Here is a 19,321-nt window from a genome sequence, read left to right as displayed (position 1 = left end):
TTCTTTCTTACTTTTATGATGAGATTTCTGAGCATAAAAAATATATGTAAAATCAATTATAGTATTTAAGTTTAGAATTTGAATTCAAATATTTTATCTATATGTCACGCGCTAAAAAGAGGCTATAAGTTGCTTTTGGGTGTTCAAAGAACTTGTCAGTAATGCTTATGGCCGTCGAGAGACGATAACTGATTTGTTCGTTTCCGCACGTCTCAAAATTTATTTTTGAAATAAGCTAATTTAGTAAATGTAACTTACTATACTTCTAGCCTCTACTCATTATCTTCAGAAAGAGGAAATGAGGCGATTTCTGTATCAAGTGCATCCATAAAATTGATAATAAAAGCAGCATTCGTTCCCAAATCTCTTGGTAAATAACGAGAAGCAGAACGCATATCAACAAAAGTAGTATCCCCTTCATCAGTTAAACGAATGATAATGTCTGAAATGAAACCAAGGTAAAAAGTTTTTGCCATTGTTTCAATATAAAGCGCATTTTCTTCACCTTTAAACTCTCGTTGTGCCACAACAGGCCAATCATAGGCTGCTAAAACATTGAGAACAGATTCGCGAATACGATCAGGTGAACCATCATAACGGCGCCCTGACATTTCTGGCCATTGTGAGATCTGTATTGCTGCTTGTTCAGTCAATACACTCTTGAGCGGTAAAGCATCGCTGGGACGTATTGTGCGAAAAAAAGCTGGCGGGCTTTGTGTGTCGGTAGAAATATCGTAAAGAGCCGGTAAGGTAAACCAAAGTCCAAAAAATAACATCAATGGTGTAGCAGTTATTAATGAATAAATGATCCCTTTTAAAGCTTTCATTCCCCCTAGGGCTCCATAGACCCATAAGCTGTAAAGTGCTTTTACAGCAAGAAAAAGAGAAATAATCACACAGCCAGTAGAGATACCTATCAAAATTATGAAGTCGGTTACGTTAATGACGGAAAAACGTTGTAAAATGACTGAAAATAATAAAATAAAGAACGCCAATCCACCAAATCGAGGGGACCATACTGCTGCTCTTGAAACGAACCGAACATATCTCTTCTTCATGAAGTTTTTTCCCCTCAATTGTAAACTATAAGCCAAGTTTTTTCAGAGTGTATACCTTACAAAAAGCTTATGCTCATAAAACAAAAATAAAGCACTTATTTTTGAGGTCAAGGATGCGTAATGTCTTATAAGTTTCCAGCGATTATTTTGGCACTTCATTGAAGGTAATCAGTATTTCTTCTATAGTTTATCATGTCATTGATGCGAATTTTATGGGAATGTTTGTAAATAAAAAGAAATAAATTCAAATAACAAGTTTTACGGTTGTTAGTAGCATATTTATTTAGAATTTTGATTTTTCTCTTCTGATTGCGGGGAGTATTTTCTGTCAGATAATGTGTATCAAATAGGATATGATGATGTGCAACAGAGATTTCATACTACTTCAATAAAAAATTTAGGGATCTACAATCAGACAAACCTGAATTCGAATATTCGATTAATAGAGGAAAAAGATAACCATTTTGATAGGCTTTGTTTATTTTGTATAGAAAGTAAGGTGTTGTACAAATGAGAGGTTAGTCCGTTTTTATTCATAAAATATGCGGCAGGTCGCAGATGAAAGGAAAGATTCACTTTCCTTTTTTGCAAGTGAAGAAGGAGCAAAAATACGTAAAATGACAAAACCTTCATTCAAATTTTTAGCAAGCAAAACTGAATTAGCATTTTTTTTAGGTTTTGATTTTTTGAGTTCTATTATTTGTATTGGTTTTCCAATAATAAGATCGAGTATATTATCAGGGGCTGTTCTGTCATTAAGGCTATAGAAAATAATTCCGTTGTGTGTGTAAGCTGCTAATGTCCAAAATTGTCGTGTTTTCAAAGCTTTTAAATGAACAGGTCCATTTTCAAGATTAAATCTGCAGACTTTAAGAAGAAAGAGTGGATCAGCAGATTGTTGAATAGGATTATCGGGAGTAAAAGCAACAAATTGATAAGGGGCTCCGGATTTTTTAAGTGCTGTCCATATATTATTTTGTGCCCAATAGGGGATCAGAAAGAGAACGCAAATATGAACGATAATAGCGCCAATGATTGCAAGAAGTGCGATATAAATGAATCTAGTCACAATTTATTTGTCCTGATGGAATTTGTTCTATTGAGGGCATTGTAAGCTTTTGTAATGCCGTTGCAGAGATGATTGAGGTATCGTATAAGGTAAGAATAAGCCCGAATTCTTTTTGACTAACTGTTGCAAGCCAATTGCCGGCTTGCGGTGTAGGTGAAATATTGATGTGCAATGAGCCATCATGCTCATAAGTAACAGCGTTCGTATGGAGTTCAAAAGGTATTTCTTTCGATGAAGTATAGGGCTTTAGGGACTTATCAGCTGTATAAAGGGTAAAAAGACGGGTTTCAGGAATGGTGCCTTTGAGCAAATAATGACAGCGAGAGTGGAGTGGACGCCCTTGGTTATCTTGCCAAATCTGGAATTGAATGCCTTCAGTGCGTCCGAGTGAAACAATGCCTTGTTTAGCGGTGCGGGCGCGGGTATAAGGATCCATATTGGCGGTTCCAATTTGTGGATAAGCACTCCATTTTCCAATTCTAAAGAGTCCAAAATGATGAAAGGAATTGAGCACATAATCGACACTCAATTTTCCACATAAAATAGAAAAAGCGAAGATAAAAAAGAAAATGGTGATATTAAAAAACATCATAGAATATCTTGAATTCAAAATGTTGAATCTCCAGTTGTTTTCATTTTCAAAGAAATTGCAGATGTTTTTTTCAGATCTTTGTTAATCAATCGCACGATATTTAATGTTTCAGGAGAAAGCGTAGAGGGTGTTTGGGGAAAAAATTCAGAATCTACATGGGAGGAAAGTATTGGGGAATGATAAGGAAGAAGAGAATCTTTAACACCATAGAGCTGTTTGAGCATGATATTTTGGTGTGCAGCAAGCATGATGCGTTGCCATATCATGGCAGGAACGCCACCTCCAAAAGCACGATTCATCGGTGAAAAGTTATCATTTCCCATCCATACCGCTCCAGTATAATTGCCTGTAAAGCCAACAAACCAAGCATCACGATAGGATTGTGATGTTCCAGTTTTCCCAGCGACAAGAGTCATGGGCAGAGCAGCACGCTTACCAGACCCTCGTGTTGTGACACCCACCATCATTTGGTTCATATAGGCAGCTGATTGTCTGCTGAGAACTCGGTGTAACTTATTTCCGTTATGCTCGAAATCCCATATCACATGCCCATCGATTGTTCTGATTTGCATGAACCCATGCCGATTACCAGCTATCCCGCCATTCGCAAAGACATTAAAGCCAGTTGCTTGATCCATGGGGGTCATGTTGGAAGTGCCAAGAACCATCGTTTTGTGTGATAAAATATGCGCGTTAATCCCCATATTCTTGATGAGATCTATAATGGGTTTGGTATCGCGGTGAAGATATTGATAGGTGAGATACACAGGGACTGTATTAATGGAAAAAGCTAAAGCTGTTGCTAAATCAATTTTCCCCAAATAACGACCAGAATTATTTTTTGGTGTCCAACCTCCCCAATTAATAGGAGCATCTAAAACGATTGTTGAGGGAGAAAGTCCGTGTTCCAGTGCGGTTGCGTAAACATAAGGTTTGAATGAAGAACCAGTTTGCCGTCCGCCTTGTGTCGCTCTGTTAAATTGGCTCTTTTTATAATCTAGTCCTCCAACAATTGCGCATACGGCACCATTATTATCGAGTATAACAGTGGCAGCTTGTGTTACGCGATATTGTTGACCATATTGATGTAAATGATATGCAATTGATTCTTCTGCTGCTTTTTGAATATTCGGATCAAGGGTCGTTTGAATAATTAAACTATGGCTTGGAAGTTGATTACGCATTTTTTTGACTTCCTCGAATGCCCAATCAAGAAAATAATCAGCCTGATTATTTTCTATTTGGGGAAGTGCCCTAGCAGGGTGGCGATGCGCATTGATAATCTGGCTCTTCGTCATAAAGCCACTATTAACAAGATTAGAAAGGACTACATTGGCACGTGTTTGAGCTGCAAAGAGATGACTATGAGGAGCATATTTTGTTGGAGCTTTAAAGAGTCCTGCTAACATAGCAGATTCACTTAAAGATACATGACGTATGTTTTTTCCAAAATAAAATTTTGCAGCTGCTGCAATACCAAAATTGTTTCCTCCCATATAGGCGCGGTCAAGATAAAGTTGCAAAATCTGTTTTTTGCTAAAATTTGCTTCTAGCCAAAGAGCAAGATAAGCTTCTTTGATTTTACGTGTTATGGTTCTCTCGTTTGTTAAGAATAAATTTTTAGCCAATTGTTGTGTGAGAGTTGAACCACCTTGCACTACACCTTTAGCTTGCATATTTTGTGAAATTGCCCGTGTAAGTCCTTGAAAATCAATACCCCAATGATCGAAAAAACGACGGTCTTCTGTAGCAAGAACCGCTTTAATGACAGTGTCAGGCATTTCTTCAACGGGGACAGAGATTGCCGGCAGTGCACCACGGTGCCCAATGGAATTTCCATAGCGATCTAGAAAAAGAATGGAAAAGTTTTTAGGAGAAGACCAATCTGTTTTGGTCAGTTCAAAAACAGAAATGCCCAAAATAGTGAAAAGAGTAAATCCCATCAACCCTAATGTCAGTATTTCATCGAGAACTTCAACGATAAAACGTTTCCATCCTTGAAGATGAAAATTTTGTGAGATGATTTTTGCCTTTTTCCAGAAAAAACTGTTAGCAGAACGAATGTGATAAAGCGCTGTATCTAATCGTGCGTCTAATTCAATGAGAGCAGGACTGTGAAATGGCTTACGGTGTTGCCTTTTCTTTTTTTTAAAAAAATCAAACATTTAAAGAGAGCCTATGGCAAAGAAATACAACCAAACAAATCTACAATAATTATATGGAGTAGAAGTATTTTTTTGCTATAGTGCTAACAGAGAAAGAGTTTATTTTAGAATTATTCATTTTTCGTAAGATAGTGTATTAAGATTTTATTATTTTATCTAATAAATTTTATTCTCATTATTAAAAATATTTTATTTTGAGTTTTTAAAAATTTAAAGTAATGTTAATGCATTCTTCTGTAAGATAGAGGATAAATTATTTCCATTTGTGATTTTTAAATCGACCCAAAAAAGCCATTATTTCTTTTATCCTTTATCAAGGAAGAGAAGAGGTGGGTTAGTGAAATATTTATGATGAAAAAAAAATTCTTGTTCGTAATAATAGCAGCTTTTTTAGGAGCAGATTCTGTTCTAGCTTCTGGGTGTGCTGAAGTAGGTAAGAAGGTTGCTGCGCAAGAGAGCGGGGTTCTCGTCCGTTCAAACCCAGTTGTTCAGGATGGAAAGGGCATGTGTGCAATTGTGATTGTTGTACCAGCCCGTAATGGGGAAAAGTTACGTCGTGTTGAGTTTTTTGTTCCTGCTGATTAGTCTTTGGCAGATGGTGTTGTGATGCGTATCTTAATCGTTGAAGATGATCGGAATCTTCATCATCAATTAGCAGAAGCTGTAAGACGTGCAGGATATGTTTCCGATAGTGCTTTCGATGGTGAAGAGGCTTATTTTTTAGGGAGCACAGAGTCTTACGACGCGGTGATACTTGATATAGGTTTACCGTATATTGATGGTATTCGTGTTGTTGAAAAATGGCGTCAAGAAGGGCACTCCATGCCTGTTTTAATGCTAACGGCGCGAGACCGTTGGTCTGATAAGGTGCACGGTATTGATGCTGGGGCTGACGATTATGTTGTGAAGCCATTTCATTTGGAGGAAGTGATGGCGCGTTTACGAGCATTAATTCGTCGCGCTACGGGACATGCGACAAGTGCATTATGTTGCGGAAATGTTTTGTTGGATACGAAGACGTCCCGTGTTTTTGTGGATGGTCAGTTGATTAAACTAACATCTTATGAATTCAGACTGCTTTCGTATCTCATGCATCATTGTGACAGGGTCATTTCAAGAACAGAACTTACTGAACATCTTTATGATCAGGATTTTGATAAGGATTCGAATACGGTGGAAGTCTTTGTAGGTCGGTTACGGAAAAAGCTTGGAGTGGATTTGATTGAAACTATTCGAGGAATGGGGTATCGCGTGAGAACGCTAGGTGATTAATGAATACTTTCGAAAAGAATAATTGGTGTAGGAGGTTCTTTTTTGTAATTACTCGATCTCTCAGTTTACGTGTTATGGTCTTATCAACATTATGGGTTGTTATTTCTCTTTTATCGATTTCTGCAGTAAGTATTTTATTTTATAAACGTTCAACTGAACAAAGCCTAGAGCGTATTCTTTCTGCTCAACTCTACAGTCTTATTGCAACAGTGACGGTGTCATCGGAAGGTACTTTGAGAGGAGGGGCTGGGATTGATGATATTCGTTATTCTGATCCAACAACAGGATGGTATTGGGAAGTTGTTGCGATATCTCATAATTTAAAAGGAAGATTGACATCCCCCTCATTGGGAACAGGCGAGATATTTACACCAAGTGATGTTGATATACCTTTTGACAATAAGTTCTTTCGCTCTTATCGGATAAAGGGGAACAATGGTCAAAAGCTACAAGTGATTGAGAGTGATGTTGTTCTTGATAATGAAAATCATATTGCACGTTTTCGGCTTGTTGGGAATATCGATGAAGCTCATGCCCAAGTAAAGGAATTTAAGCGAACTTTGCAAATTTTTCTTTGGAGTTTTGGTATCGGGAGTGTTCTTATTAATATTGCTATTATTTTCTTTAGTTTTCAACCGTTGAAGCTTATTCGACGCGCATTGAATGATATTCGCGAAGGAAGAGTTCACTATGTGAATACGAATTTAGTAAGCGAAGTGATGCCGCTTGTACAAGAGATGAATGCTCTCATTAATAATAATCAGCGTATTATTGAGCGATTTCGCACACAGGTTGGTAATCTTGCGCATTCATTGAAAACGCCTCTATCCGTGATTATGAATGAGACAGATAAGATGCGCGGAGAAAAGGCTTGTTTGTTGAGAGAGCAAACGCAAATAATGCAAGCTCAAATCAATCATTATCTTCAGCGTGCGCGGATTGCAGCACAATGCGATAGTATTGTCTATCATACGTCTGTTCGCAGTGTGCTTGAACGTTTGGTGCGGGTTATGAAAAAGCTTAATCCTGAAAAACAAATTCAATTTATTATGGATGTTGATGATATTGTTTTTTCTGGAGAGAAGGAAGATTTAGAAGAAATTATAGGGAATTTGATTGAAAATGCTACTCAGTGGTCTCGAGCAAAGGTTTTGATCTCTTGTTGTTTAGAAGAAAATGTTGAAGAAACAGAATATTTTAGTATCTTTGTAGAAGATGATGGCCCTGGTTTAACAGAAGACAAAATGGAGGAAGCATTAAAAAGAGGGCGGCGGTTTAATGAAAGTAAACTAGGGGCAGGCTTAGGGCTAGCAATTGTTTCAGATATGGTCAGTGAATATGGTGGCAAGCTCTTTTTATCACGTTCTGATTTGGGTGGGTTGTATGCAAAAGTTTTATTACCTAAGATGGGAGAATAACATATTTTCTCCTTAAGCAAGAAATGTCTATAAAGTTTGTAAAGCAGTATTTTCAGATAATACATAAAGAGTAGGGAAACATTGTTTTTAGTTTCTTTGTTTAGTTGATATATACAAGAAAAATGGACAATAGATTTTATAATATTTTCCATGAAAAAATGAATTTTTATCAATTCACATCACTCTTCTCATGAAGAGGGTAAAATGTAAGCGAGACATTCTCTGTTCGTATTGGAAAAAAGTGATATGCTCTTATTAATTTTTGCAGCATTTTTTCTGACTTTTCTGGCAAGTATTCTTTTTCGTTCACTACGTTTTGACGATGAGATAAAGAAAGAATGGAAAGTTCAAACCGTGGATGGTTATAGAAGTCATAAGCATACGATTGAGTTTAACAAGCTTTATATGCATTATAAAAAAAGAAATATTCTTAAGGCTTTAAGTATTTTATTTGTTCTTCTTATGACATGGAATATTTATGGGCTGACAGGCAGTCCAGAAGTGAAAAGTTATTTTTTTAGCGAATTAATGGATAAGGATCCTAAAACTCTTAGTAAGCAAGAAAAGCTTATTCGTTTACAAGTGCTTTTTTTCCGTGCACCTCATGATGGCAAGCTAGCAGATGCGTTAGCGGTAGGGTATCTCGAAGAAAGCCTTTTTCAAGAGGCTGTGAATACTTATTTAGACGCACTTCGTTTGAATGGAGAAACAGCTCCAAGGCTTGTAGGATATGGTTTAGCATTGGTTGGTTATGAAGGGGGAGTGATAACACAAGAAGCACAAAATGCTTTTCAAAAAGCAGCAGATTTAGCGCCAACAGATTTTTATCCACGTTTATTGTTGGCCGATGCATTGCATCAAGCAGGAAAAACTGCGCAGGCAGTGCAATTTTTACAAAGCTTTCTTGATACAATGCCTGAAAATTTTTCAGGACAATCACGTGTTAAAAAAATGATGATTCAGTTACATGATTTATCGAGTGAGCATACAAAGAAAAGCAATCATCGCCAATTGAGATGATGAAATATAAAGAGAAATGCTGTTTAGAAAGACAAGAGAAGTAATCTCTTAGAAGTAGGTGTTTGTGAAGAAGATTGAAGAACAGAAATGAAGAATGTAAAGAGCGTGATATAAGTGGTTATAGGTTAAATAAAAATTGGTTGTAAAACTAAAAAAGGAAGAAAGATATTGATAAGCTTGTTAGCAAAGGTGAGGTATTGGATAAAAAGTTGCACCTATGTAGAAGATGTGCAAAGCTCTTAAAAAATGAAATATCGATACTCATTATAACATATTTAATTTTTTCGTAGAGTGTCTATGAAAAGTCAATCTTTAAAGAATTCTTCTTCGTTGAAGGTTATTTTAGAGCAGCGAAAAAAAAAGCGCTTGCTGATCATATTATTATGTTGTTTGGTTATGACAGTTGCAGCAAGTCTTATAGTGTATGCAATGCGTCATGCGGTCAGTTTTTTTAGAATGCCCTCTGAAATTACAAGAGAAGATATTTTAACGGGGCGCCCTTTGCGTTTGGGTGGCTTTGTTGAAAAGGAGACTGTTCAATATGTTGGAGAGAGAGGCGTTATTTTTTTTGTAACGGATAACAAAAAACATGAAAAAGTGGTTTTCAACGGTGCCTTACCGGATCTTTTTCGTGAAGGTCAGGGGGTGATTGTAGAAGGGCATTTCGATAAACAGGGTTTTTTTGTAGGGACGCGTATTTTAGCAAAACATGATGAAACTTATATGCCTAAAGAAACAGCTGATCGTTTAAAAAAACATTACATTATGGAGAAATAATTCGAGTGTGCTTGTCGAACTGGGTCATATTTTTTTAGCTGCAGCATTTTCAGTAAGCTTATTAGGGGCGTTCTTACCTGCTTTAGGTTTTTGGTGGAGAGAGCGTTTGTTAATGCAAACAGCTGTTCCTCTAACATATATCACTTTTACATTACTGCTTTTATCTTTTTTAGTGATAATTTATGCTTATGTTGTATCTGATTTTTCTGTTTTGAACGTTGTTGAGAATTCTCATTCAGAAAGACCGATGCTCTATAAAATTACCGGTGTTTGGAGCAACCACGAAGGCTCTATGTTGTTATGGGTTTTAAGTCTTGCTTTTTTTAGTGCATTGATGGCCTTTTTTAGCCAACATTTGCCAGAAGATTTTAAGACGCTTGTTTTAATTTGCCAAAGTTGGATTACAAGTGCTTTTCTTTTATTTATTCTTTTTGTATCCAATCCATTTTTACGTGTGAATCCACCAGCATTGCAGGGAAATGGTCTCAATCCTCTTTTACAAGATATCGCATTAGCAATTCATCCACCGCTACTTTATTTAGGTTATGTTGGTTTTTCACTCTGTTTTTCTTTTGCCGTTGCGGCATTGATTATGGGACATGTTGATAGAGTTTGGGCGCGTGGGATTCGTCCGTGGCTTTTACTTTCTTGGTGTTTTTTAACATTGGGTATTATGGTTGGCTCCTATTGGGCTTATTATGAGCTAGGATGGGGGGGCTATTGGTTTTGGGATCCTGTTGAAAATGTTTCGTTTATGCCTTGGCTTTCAGGAACGGCTCTTTTACATTCTGCTCTTGTTCTCGAAAAACGAGAAATATTGAAAAGTTGGACTTTGTTTTTAGCGCTGCTTACTTTTTCTCTTTCTCTGATGGGAACTTTTCTTGTGCGTTCGGGGCTTTTAGTTTCTGTTCATAGTTTTGCTGTTGATCCAGCACGGGGGCAAGCAATTCTTGCGCTTTTATTTTTTTTTACGGGAGCGGCTTTTCTTCTTTTTGCTTTGCGCACCCCTATTTTAAAAACAGAAAGATTTTTTCAACCAATTTCACGTGAAGGGTTTATTGTTTTAAATAACTTGTTACTTACAACAATAACAGCAACAGTATTGATTGGTACGCTTTATCCTTATTTTATTGAGATATTAACAGGACAAAAAATTTCTGTAGGGGCTGCTTTTTTTAACCTTACCTGTGGACCGCTAATGATTTTGCTGTTGTTGTTTGTTCCGTTTGGAACAATGACGGCATGGAAACGCGGTGATTTTCTTGCAGTTTTTGAACGGTTATGGTTTGTTTTTGTATTGGCTGCTATCGTCTGTTTTATAATATTTTATGCGACATCTTTGCGTGATATCTTTGCAGTTTTAGGGATTGGGCTTTCAGCGTTTGTTTTTCTAGGCAGTTTAGCGGATCTATGGGGAAAGAGTGGATATGGCAAGAGAGCTTTTTCAATACGCGTTAAGAGATTTCTTGGATTGCCATGGTCTACTTTTGGTGCAGCAATAGCACATATGGGATTAGGTGTTACATTATTTGGTATTGTTTGTGTGGCAAGTTTTGGGCAAGAACGTATTTTAATCATGAACGTAGGGGATAGGGTGACGATAGCGGATAAAACGCTTCATTTTGATGCAGTGTATGAAGGTGTTGGTTCGAATTATTCGGCAATGGAGTTTTATTTTAAAATATATGAAAATAAAAACATTGTGGGTCATGTAACAGCCTCAAAGCGATTTTATTCAAGCCAAAATACATCAACAACAGAAGTTGGTCTTCAAAATCATGGCTTATCGCAGCTATATATTGTACCAGGGCATACCGATAATCGGGGTCTTGTTGTACACATATGGTGGAAGCCTTATGTAATATGTATTTGGTTAGGGGCATTCATGATGGCTGTAGGCGGATGTCTTTCTCTTCTGGGGTATTGGTTTCGCATTGGCATGTACAATAGGGTACTGCTTGCTTTAAATTTTTGGAAAAGACATTGAGATGAAAAAAAATCTTTGGATTTTATTTTTTTTAATTGCAACGTTTCCTTTTCGATTAGCAATAGCAGTAGAGCCGGATGAGATTTTAAAGGATAAGGTTCTTGAAGCGCGAGCACGCCATATTTCATCACATTTACGTTGTCCGGTTTGTCAAAATCAATCAATTGATGATTCAGATGCTGCTCTAGCACGTGATTTACGGCTTTTAATTCGGGAAAGGCTAAAAATGGGCTATAGTAACCAGCAAGTCACTGACTTTCTTGTTGAACGATATGGTGAATTTATTCTCTTGAAACCACCATTGAATAAAATAACTTGGTTTTTATGGTTTTCGCCTTTGATCATCATCATCATTGGCACAAATATCATATTTTTCCACTTAAAACGGAATAATCATGAGAAAATAATGAGTTATCTGAATGAAAAAGACAGTCAAAAATGCCATTGCATTAAAAAAGATGTTACATAAAAGAAAAAATCGGCTCATCTGCAATGAGCATACAATCTTATTATAATTATATTAGGGGATACTGAAACCTTACAAAACTTTAATAATTTAGACAGAAAACGGTAAGGTCTAGTATTTTATAAGTGATCGCAATTGGAATAAAGGTATAATTGAATAGGAGCATAGAGTAAATGATTAAAAAGGCTTTCTTTAAAACGTTTGTCGCAGTGAGTTTTTCTGCGATATTGGAAAGTGCACTGTTTTTTAGTGGATGTACATCAAGCTTGTTGATGACAAAGGCTCATGCAAGTTCTGTATTTACTTCGTTAATGCAACAACAGGGATTTGCCGATATTGTTGCTCAAGTGAAACCAGCAGTTGTAGCAGTACAAGTAAAGAGCAATAAAAAGAAAGAAGATAGGTTCTTTAGCAACTTTTTTAGTGGTCCAGGATTTGATCAATTACCAGACCAACATCCTTTGAAAAGATTTTTTAAAGAGTTTTATGATTTTGATAAACCTAAAAATAAATTTCCCCACCAATCACGGAGACTCCGTCCTATTGCTTTTGGATCGGGTTTTTTTATTTCGTCTGATGGTTACATTGTAACCAATGATCATGTGATTTCTGACGGAACAAGTTATACTGTTGTTCTTGATGATGGTACAGAATTGAACGCAAAGCTTATTGGGAAAGACCCCAAAACCGACCTTGCCGTATTAAAAGTAAGTGATAAAAGAAAATTTTCCTATGTTGATTTTGGTGATGATTCAAAGCTTCGTGTTGGGGATTGGGTTGTTGCCATTGGGAATCCATTTGGTCTTGGTGGAACTGTGACAGCAGGTATTGTTTCTGCACGTGGACGTGATATTGGCACTGGTGTGTATGATGATTTTATTCAGATTGATGCTGCTGTTAATAGAGGAAACTCTGGTGGCCCAACATTTGATCTTAATGGAAAGGTTGTTGGGGTTAATACAGCAATTTTTTCTCCTTCTGGAGGAAATGTTGGGATTGCTTTTGCTATTCCGGCAGCGACTGTAAAACAGGTTGTACAACAACTTATTGAAAAAGGTTCAGTTCAACGTGGTTGGTTAGGTGTTCAGATTCAGCCGGTAACAAAGGAGATTTCCGATTCAATAGGTTTGAAAGAAGCCAAAGGTGCTTTGGTCACTGATCCGTTAAAAGGGCCGGCAGAAAAGGCTGGTATTAAAGCGGGTGATGTAATTATTTCCGTGAATAATGAAAAGGTTGCTGATGCGCGTGATCTGGCGAAACGTATTGCAAATATTAAACCAGGAGAAACGGTAACCATAGGGATTTGGAGATCAGGTAAGGAGGAAAGTATCAAGGTTAAACTCGCTTCAATGTCTGAAGATGAAAGTAAGAAAGAGGCTTCAAAACATTCAAATGAACGGGGTGATTTAGATGAAACATTGGAAGATTATGGTCTGATTGTTATACCTTCTGATGATGGTGTAGGGGTTGTGGTAACGGATGTCGATACCGATTCAGATGCTGCAGATAAAGGGATACGCCCTGGAGATATCATTGTGACAGTAAATAATAAACCGGTTAAAAAAGTCTCTGATATTGTTAGCACAATCAAAAATGCTCAGCAGTTAGGACGAAAGGCTATACTCTTACAAGTGCGAACAAATGATCAAAATCGTTTTGTTGCTCTTCCAATTTTGAAAAAATAAGGCTTTAGTTGTAGGACAAATGTTTATTAAATGTTTGTCCTACAACATAATAAAATAATGGAGATACGTTTTATGAAGATACTCGTTATTGAAGATGATCATGAGACGGGGCATTATCTCGAAAAGGCTTTTTTGGAAGTAGGGCATTCTGTTGATGTTGCTTATGATGGGGATACGGGATACGCTTTAGCGACCACGGAAAATTATGACGTTATGGTTGTTGACCGAATGCTTTTGCATCGTGATGGCCTTTCTATTATTGCTGAATTGCGCGCTAAAGGCAATGAAACACCGGTTCTTATCCTTTCGGCTTTAGGGCAAGTTAATGATCGTGTAACGGGGTTGCGTGCAGGGGGAGATGATTATTTGACAAAGCCTTATGCTTTTTCTGAACTTCTTGCGCGTGTTGAAGTTTTACAACGGCGGAAAAATCCTAAAGAAGCAGAAACTGTTTATTGTGTAGGTAATCTTGAACTTGATCGGCTAGCACATACGGTAAAACGGGGTGATAGAAACATCCTATTGCAACCACGAGAGTTTCGTTTACTTGAATATTTGATGCGCTATGCGGGGCAGGTTGTTACACGCACTATGCTTTTGGAAAATGTTTGGGATTACCATTTTGATCCACAAACGAATGTCATTGATGTCCATATCTCCCGTTTGAGAGCCAAAATTGAAAAAGATTTTGATGTTCCCCTTCTCCATACCGTGCGTGGAGCTGGATATATGCTGAAAGCACCAGATAACAAAGCATGAATCGTTTGATTAATATAATGCGCACGACGGCGCTAAGGCTTTCAGCACTTTATATTTTATTGTTTGGCTTGGTGGCAACAGGGCTTTCTATTTATATGACGGCATTTTCTGCTTCATTGTTAACAGAGCAAACTGAACAGGCTTTACATGAAGAATTAAAGTATATTGAAAATGCTTATAATTATGGGGGATTATCCTTATTAATGCGCACTATTGATTATCGTTCAAGACAACCAGGAGCATTTCTTTATCTTGTCACGGATTCTATGGGGCGTATTTTAGCAGGAAATGTAGCACGTATTGAATTAGGTCTTTTGAATCAGAGTGGTTTTATTTCTACCTCTTTTTTGTATTCTCGTTTTGGAGAACATGGCAAAACAAGTGAACATCGCGCTTTGGCGGTTATTGTTGATTTACCTAATGCTATGAAGATTCTTATAGGACGCGATTTGGATGAGCCAGAACGTTTTGCAGTGGTTATTCGTAAAGCTGTGATCATTGCACTTGCTGCAATGGTTGGAGGCGCTTTACTCATATGGTTTTTTGTTGGCAGGAGAGCTTTACAAAGGATTGATCATGTAACGGCTGCATCACAGCGCCTGATGGATGGTGATTTCAGTGGGCGTTTACCTGTTTCTGGAGTAGGGGATGAGTTTGATCGATTGTCAACTAATCTTAATGTTATGTTAGACCGCATTGAAGAGTTAAATATTGGTTTACGTCAAGTATCAGATAATATTGCTCATGATCTGAAAACGCCGTTAACGCGTCTTAGAAATCGCGCTGAAGAAGCGCTTTCAGGAAATAAGACAAAGCTTGAATATCGTCAGGTCCTTGATAGGGTTATTGCAGAATCAGATCAACTTATTTGTACGTTCAATGCGATTTTAATGATTTCACGTATTGAGGCCAGCAGTGCAATTGAGCATCTTGAAATGATGAATATGAAACTGATCCTTGAAGATGCTGTTGAGATTTACGAACCTTTTGCTGAAGAGTCAGGTGTTTTACTTCGGTTGGGGAATATATTTGATAAAGAGCTTAAGTTGAATCGTGAGCTTGTTGCACAATCAATTTTTAACCTTATAGATAATGCCATTAAATATGCTTCTAAAGGTAAAAGGAAAGCGGAGGTTTGCTTATCAATGGAATATCGTGATGAACATTTGTTAGTTGTTGTGAGTGATAATGGACCAGGAATAGCAGAGGATAAACTTGAAAAAGTGACAGAACGATTTGTTCGTCTTGAAGAAAGCCGTACACAACCTGGGTTTGGGATTGGTTTAAGTATAGCAAAAGCAGTTATGAAGCTTCACGGGGGTGAATTGTTACTTGAAAATGCAAATCCAGGGCTTAGGGCTGTTTTGTTATTTCCTTAAAGACATTTTTCTTCACTTTTCTCTTTTCATACGTAACAACTATTTTAAAAGTATAAAGCAATAGAAAGGAAGGCAAAATGCTTTTCAAGGGAGCGCAGACGAAACAAGCTTTTTTAAAAACACAGCTTCTCCCTTTATGCCCTCTCGATAAAAGTGGTTCCCAATGGTTAAAAGACATGGAAGAACAAGCAAGGAAAGAAGGTTTAGAATCGCTTGTTTCCCTTATTTCAGAGAGTGGAACGCAGATAGTTTTTATCAGTTCGGTTATGACCTTATCTCCTTTTTTGCGTGAGGTTTTAATTGCCAATCCATCATATCTTAGTGCTTTATTAAATGTTGATATAGAAACAAGGCTGAGCGAAATTATAGATGATATTACGGCTATTGATAAGGATGAATCTATAAATGAAACTTCATTGATGGCTGCTTTAAGGCGCAAAAAACGAGAAGCGCATGTTCTCATTGCTTTAGCTGATTTGAGTGGTGTTTTTACTTACGAAGTTTCATGTGTTTGGTTGACACGTTTGGGCGAAGCAGCATTAAGTGTAGCGCTGCGTTTTCTATTAAGAGAAGCGCATGATCATGGTAAGATCAATTTATTAAGCCGTGAAAATCCAGAAAAAGACTGTGGTTTAATTATTTTAGGGATGGGAAAATTAGGAGCAGGGGAACTTAATTATTCTTCTGATATTGATCTTATTGTTTTCATTGATGAAACATCACCTCATATTGGTAATCTTTCTGAAAGTGTTGACGTATTTTCTAAAATGGTACGCCGATTAATCCGTATCATTCAAGAACGCACTGCGGAAGGATATGTTTTTCGTCTTGATTTTCGGCTTCGTCCAGATCCAGGATCAACTCCTTTGGCTCTACCAGTAAGGACTGCCTTGCGGTATTACGAAGGGCGTGGGCAAAATTGGGAACGAGCAGCCATGATTAAAGCACGTCCAGTTGCTGGCGATAAGAGGGCAGGTTTTAACTTTCTTAAAGAGCTTTTTCCCTATGTGTGGCGGAAATATTTAGATTACGCTGCTATTGCTGATATTCATTCGATCAAACGTCAAATTCATGCGCATAAAAATTACGGTCAAATTGCAGCTTATGGGCATAATATAAAGTTAGGGCGTGGTGGTATTCGTGAGATTGAGTTTTTTGTTCAGACACAACAGCTCATTGCTGGTGGGCGTTTTCCTCAATTACGTGGACGCCAGACAGTTGCAATGTTAGCAGAACTTCACACGCTTGGTTGGATCAGTGAGAAAACCAGAAATAGCCTTATAAAAAGTTATGCTTTTCTTCGAAATGTGGAACATCGTATTCAGATGCTTTTCGATGAACAAACACACCTTCTTCCAAATGATATTGCTCAATTCACAAGTGTTGCCTATTTAATGGGTTATCAAGACAGCAGCAGTTTTATCCGTGATTTATTAAAAACACTTCAGGTTGTTGAAAAACATTATGCAGCACTGTTTGAGAATGAGCAAGAACTTGGTTTAGAAATTGGTAATTTAGTTTTTACAGGTGAAGAAGATGATCCGGAGACATTAATAACGTTAAGCCGTTTAGGCTTTGAAAGAGCAAGTGATATTTGTCGTATTATGCGTACTCTCCATTGTGGTCGTTATAAAGCAACGCAATCAGCCGAAGCACGCGAGAGATTAACGGAATTAACACCAGCTCTTTTGAAAGCTTTTGGTGGGACAAAACGAGCTGATGAGGCGATGTTGCGTTTTGATAGTTTTTTACAGGGCTTACCTTCAGGAATTCAGCTTTTTAGTCTTTTGCAGTCTAATCCCTCTCTTTTGGATATGCTTGTCCTTATTATGGGCGCTGCTCCACGTCTTGCAGAAATTATTACACGCAGATCCCATGTTTTTGATGGAATGTTAGATCCGAATATTCTTTCAGAATTACCAACAAAAACGTATTTAGAAAAACGGCTTGAATATTTTCTTGAAAATATCTTTCCTTATGAGGAAATTCTCGATCATTTAAGAATTTTTGCAGATGAACAACGTTTTTTGATTGGTATTCGAATTTTGAATGGTGCAATTACAGGAGAAAGAGCGGGTTTTGCTTTTACTGCGCTTGCTGATCTTATGATTACAAAAACATTTGCTGCCGTTCAAGAGGAATTTTCTCGTCTTCATGGTAGTGTTAAAGGGGGGCGTGTTGGCATATTGGGTATGGGGAAGCTTGGAAGTCGCGAATTGACGGCAGATTCCGATGTTGACCTCGTTTTGCTTTATGAACACGATGATGATGCAGAAATATCTGATGGAGAAAAGCCTCTTTATATCTCTCAATATTATACGCGTTTAGCACAGCGCCTCATTTCTGCTTTATCCACTCTTACAAGCCAAGGTGTTCTTTATGTCGTTGATTTAAGGTTACGGCCGTTAGGCAATAAAGGACCTGTTGCTGTTTCTTTTCCATTTTTTAAAAAGTATTATCGCCAAGAAGCATGGATATGGGAATATCTTGCTTTAACAAGGGCTCGAGGCATTGCAGGAGATCCTGATTTTTTACAAAAGCTAGAAAATGAAGTGTGTGCAATTATTGCTATTTCTCGTGATAAGAAGGAAGTTGCAAAAGAAGTATGTGAAATGCGTTCCTTGATTGCAAAAGAAAAGCCGCCAAAAAATCAATGGGATTTAAAAACGATGTCTGGTGGCATTATGGATTTGGAGTTTATTGCTCAATTTTCTCTTATTACGCATGTCATTGAGTTTCAAATTGGAGCAACAACAGCTGATATTTTAGATCACTTACCAAACAGTTTTCTTAATCAGTCATGTATTGCTGATTTACATTATGCCTATCGTCTTTATACAAATTTGAGTCAAATTATACGGCTTTGCTTAAATGATTCTCTTGATCCCAATAATATGCCACCTGGATTAAGTGACCTTTTGTTAAATAGTGTTGGGGAACCTGATTTGCTTCGTGTTGAAAAGTTAATTGCAGAAACTGGGCAATTGGTCTGTTCAGTTTTTACAAAAATCATGAAACATTAAAATAATTCTATAAGAATAATAAAAATTATTAATTCCGTTTTTATATATTAATTTTTGTCTTTTATTTCATTACACGCTTGAGAGGGTTAGAGTGAAGTTCTCTACTGATTTCTCAAGTGTGATGAAAAAAATTCTCTGTTAAATGTGCCATTCTAGGTGTCATTCTTTATACAAAAAGCGATGAGTGACGAGTTTAGTGAATGATATTCTTTATGAATCTTATCTCCTGTATATGAAAAAGCATATGGGTCATTTATTAAGCAGCAGTATATCAGATACATTTATGAATTAAGAGATATTCAACACAAGAATATATGCAAGAGTATTTTGATCGTATTTGATCGTACAGATTTATATAAAAACTTATAGAGATTATGTCTCATTACACTAATAATACCAACATATTGAAATCAATATGATAAAAAGCTTTATTGATTACATACCTCATTTTTTCAAAAAAATGACATTATAATTATTTGTATAATTATGGATAATAATGATTAATATGAAGCTATAAAAGATAATATGTAATAATTAATGGAAATACAAAGCATATTTAAAGTTTTTTATAATATTATTTATTAAAACTACTTTTATTTTTTTGTAACTGTGTCATTTTTGCTATAGATTTTTTAAAAAAAATGTGAAACG

The 19,321-nt window shown here is 36.9% G+C and carries 15 protein-coding genes; 11 read left to right on the top strand and 4 right to left on the bottom strand.

Features of this window, described 5'->3' with window-relative positions; genetic code table 11:
* Positions 1-272: 272 nt before the first annotated feature.
* The 4 genes from ACFIJ9_RS03070 to ACFIJ9_RS03055 all read right to left on the bottom strand — a co-directional run bounded on the left by ACFIJ9_RS03070 (position 273) and on the right by ACFIJ9_RS03055 (position 4,884).
* Positions 273-1,058 (bottom strand): DUF1499 domain-containing protein, encoded by a 786-nt coding sequence (locus ACFIJ9_RS03070; protein ID WP_375635742.1) that lies wholly within the window; start codon positions 1,056-1,058, stop codon positions 273-275.
* A 529-nt stretch (positions 1,059-1,587) separates the two neighbouring features.
* Positions 1,588-2,127, bottom strand: coding sequence for a hypothetical protein (locus tag ACFIJ9_RS03065; protein ID WP_375635741.1), 540 nt, complete (start codon positions 2,125-2,127; stop codon positions 1,588-1,590).
* Positions 2,120-2,716, bottom strand: a complete 597-nt coding sequence (locus ACFIJ9_RS03060; protein ID WP_375635836.1) for a DUF1214 domain-containing protein — start codon at positions 2,714-2,716, stop codon at positions 2,120-2,122. Before ACFIJ9_RS03060 ends, ACFIJ9_RS03065 begins: the two co-directional genes overlap by 8 nt.
* A 17-nt stretch (positions 2,717-2,733) precedes the next feature.
* Complete coding sequence (locus ACFIJ9_RS03055; protein ID WP_375635740.1) at positions 2,734-4,884, bottom strand: transglycosylase domain-containing protein; 2,151 nt, start codon at positions 4,882-4,884, stop codon at positions 2,734-2,736.
* A gap of 348 nt (positions 4,885-5,232) precedes the next feature.
* Here ACFIJ9_RS03055 and ACFIJ9_RS03050 point away from each other — a divergent pair, with 348 nt between their 5' ends.
* From ACFIJ9_RS03050 to ACFIJ9_RS03000, 11 genes are all read left to right on the top strand, one after another.
* Complete coding sequence (locus ACFIJ9_RS03050) at positions 5,233-5,469, top strand: hypothetical protein (protein ID WP_375628179.1); 237 nt, start codon at positions 5,233-5,235, stop codon at positions 5,467-5,469.
* A gap of 21 nt (positions 5,470-5,490) precedes the next feature.
* Positions 5,491-6,156: a response regulator transcription factor gene (locus ACFIJ9_RS03045; RefSeq protein ID WP_012754861.1), complete on the top strand. Its 666-nt coding sequence runs from the start codon at positions 5,491-5,493 to the stop codon at positions 6,154-6,156.
* Entirely contained in the window at positions 6,156-7,574 is a 1,419-nt protein-coding gene (locus tag ACFIJ9_RS03040) for an ATP-binding protein (RefSeq protein WP_375635739.1), read from the top strand. Before ACFIJ9_RS03045 ends, ACFIJ9_RS03040 begins: the two co-directional genes overlap by 1 nt.
* A gap of 246 nt (positions 7,575-7,820) precedes the next feature.
* Positions 7,821-8,594, top strand: a complete 774-nt coding sequence (locus tag ACFIJ9_RS03035; RefSeq protein ID WP_375635738.1) for a tetratricopeptide repeat protein — start codon at positions 7,821-7,823, stop codon at positions 8,592-8,594.
* Positions 8,595-8,891: 297 nt separating this feature from the next.
* On the top strand, positions 8,892-9,371 hold the full coding sequence (gene ccmE / locus ACFIJ9_RS03030; protein WP_375635737.1) for a cytochrome c maturation protein CcmE: 480 nt from the start codon (positions 8,892-8,894) through the stop codon (positions 9,369-9,371).
* A 7-nt stretch (positions 9,372-9,378) separates the two neighbouring features.
* A complete protein-coding gene (locus ACFIJ9_RS03025; protein WP_375635736.1) occupies positions 9,379-11,358 on the top strand; it encodes a heme lyase CcmF/NrfE family subunit in 1,980 nt (659 codons plus the stop codon).
* 1 nt (position 11,359) lies between these two features.
* Entirely contained in the window at positions 11,360-11,827 is a 468-nt protein-coding gene (locus ACFIJ9_RS03020) for a cytochrome c-type biogenesis protein CcmH (RefSeq protein WP_375635735.1), read from the top strand.
* Between the two features lie 170 nt (positions 11,828-11,997).
* Positions 11,998-13,509, top strand: a complete 1,512-nt coding sequence (locus ACFIJ9_RS03015; RefSeq protein WP_375635734.1) for a Do family serine endopeptidase — start codon at positions 11,998-12,000, stop codon at positions 13,507-13,509.
* A 72-nt stretch (positions 13,510-13,581) separates the two neighbouring features.
* Positions 13,582-14,268 (top strand): response regulator transcription factor, encoded by a 687-nt coding sequence (locus tag ACFIJ9_RS03010; protein ID WP_012754868.1) that lies wholly within the window; start codon positions 13,582-13,584, stop codon positions 14,266-14,268.
* The gene (locus ACFIJ9_RS03005) at positions 14,265-15,647 is read left to right on the top strand and encodes an ATP-binding protein (protein ID WP_375635733.1); all 1,383 of its coding nucleotides are present in this window, start codon (positions 14,265-14,267) and stop codon (positions 15,645-15,647) included. The genes ACFIJ9_RS03010 and ACFIJ9_RS03005 overlap by 4 nt, the downstream gene beginning before the upstream one ends.
* A 77-nt stretch (positions 15,648-15,724) precedes the next feature.
* On the top strand, positions 15,725-18,670 hold the full coding sequence (locus ACFIJ9_RS03000; RefSeq protein WP_375635732.1) for a bifunctional [glutamine synthetase] adenylyltransferase/[glutamine synthetase]-adenylyl-L-tyrosine phosphorylase: 2,946 nt from the start codon (positions 15,725-15,727) through the stop codon (positions 18,668-18,670).
* Positions 18,671-19,321 lie beyond the last annotated feature (651 nt).

Source organism: Bartonella sp. MR90HLJMH, assembly GCF_042194115.1.
Taxonomy (GTDB): domain Bacteria; phylum Pseudomonadota; class Alphaproteobacteria; order Rhizobiales; family Rhizobiaceae; genus Bartonella; species Bartonella grahamii.
The sequence above is the reverse complement of the archived record's forward strand: the minus strand, read 5'-3'. Positions and strand labels throughout refer to the sequence as shown.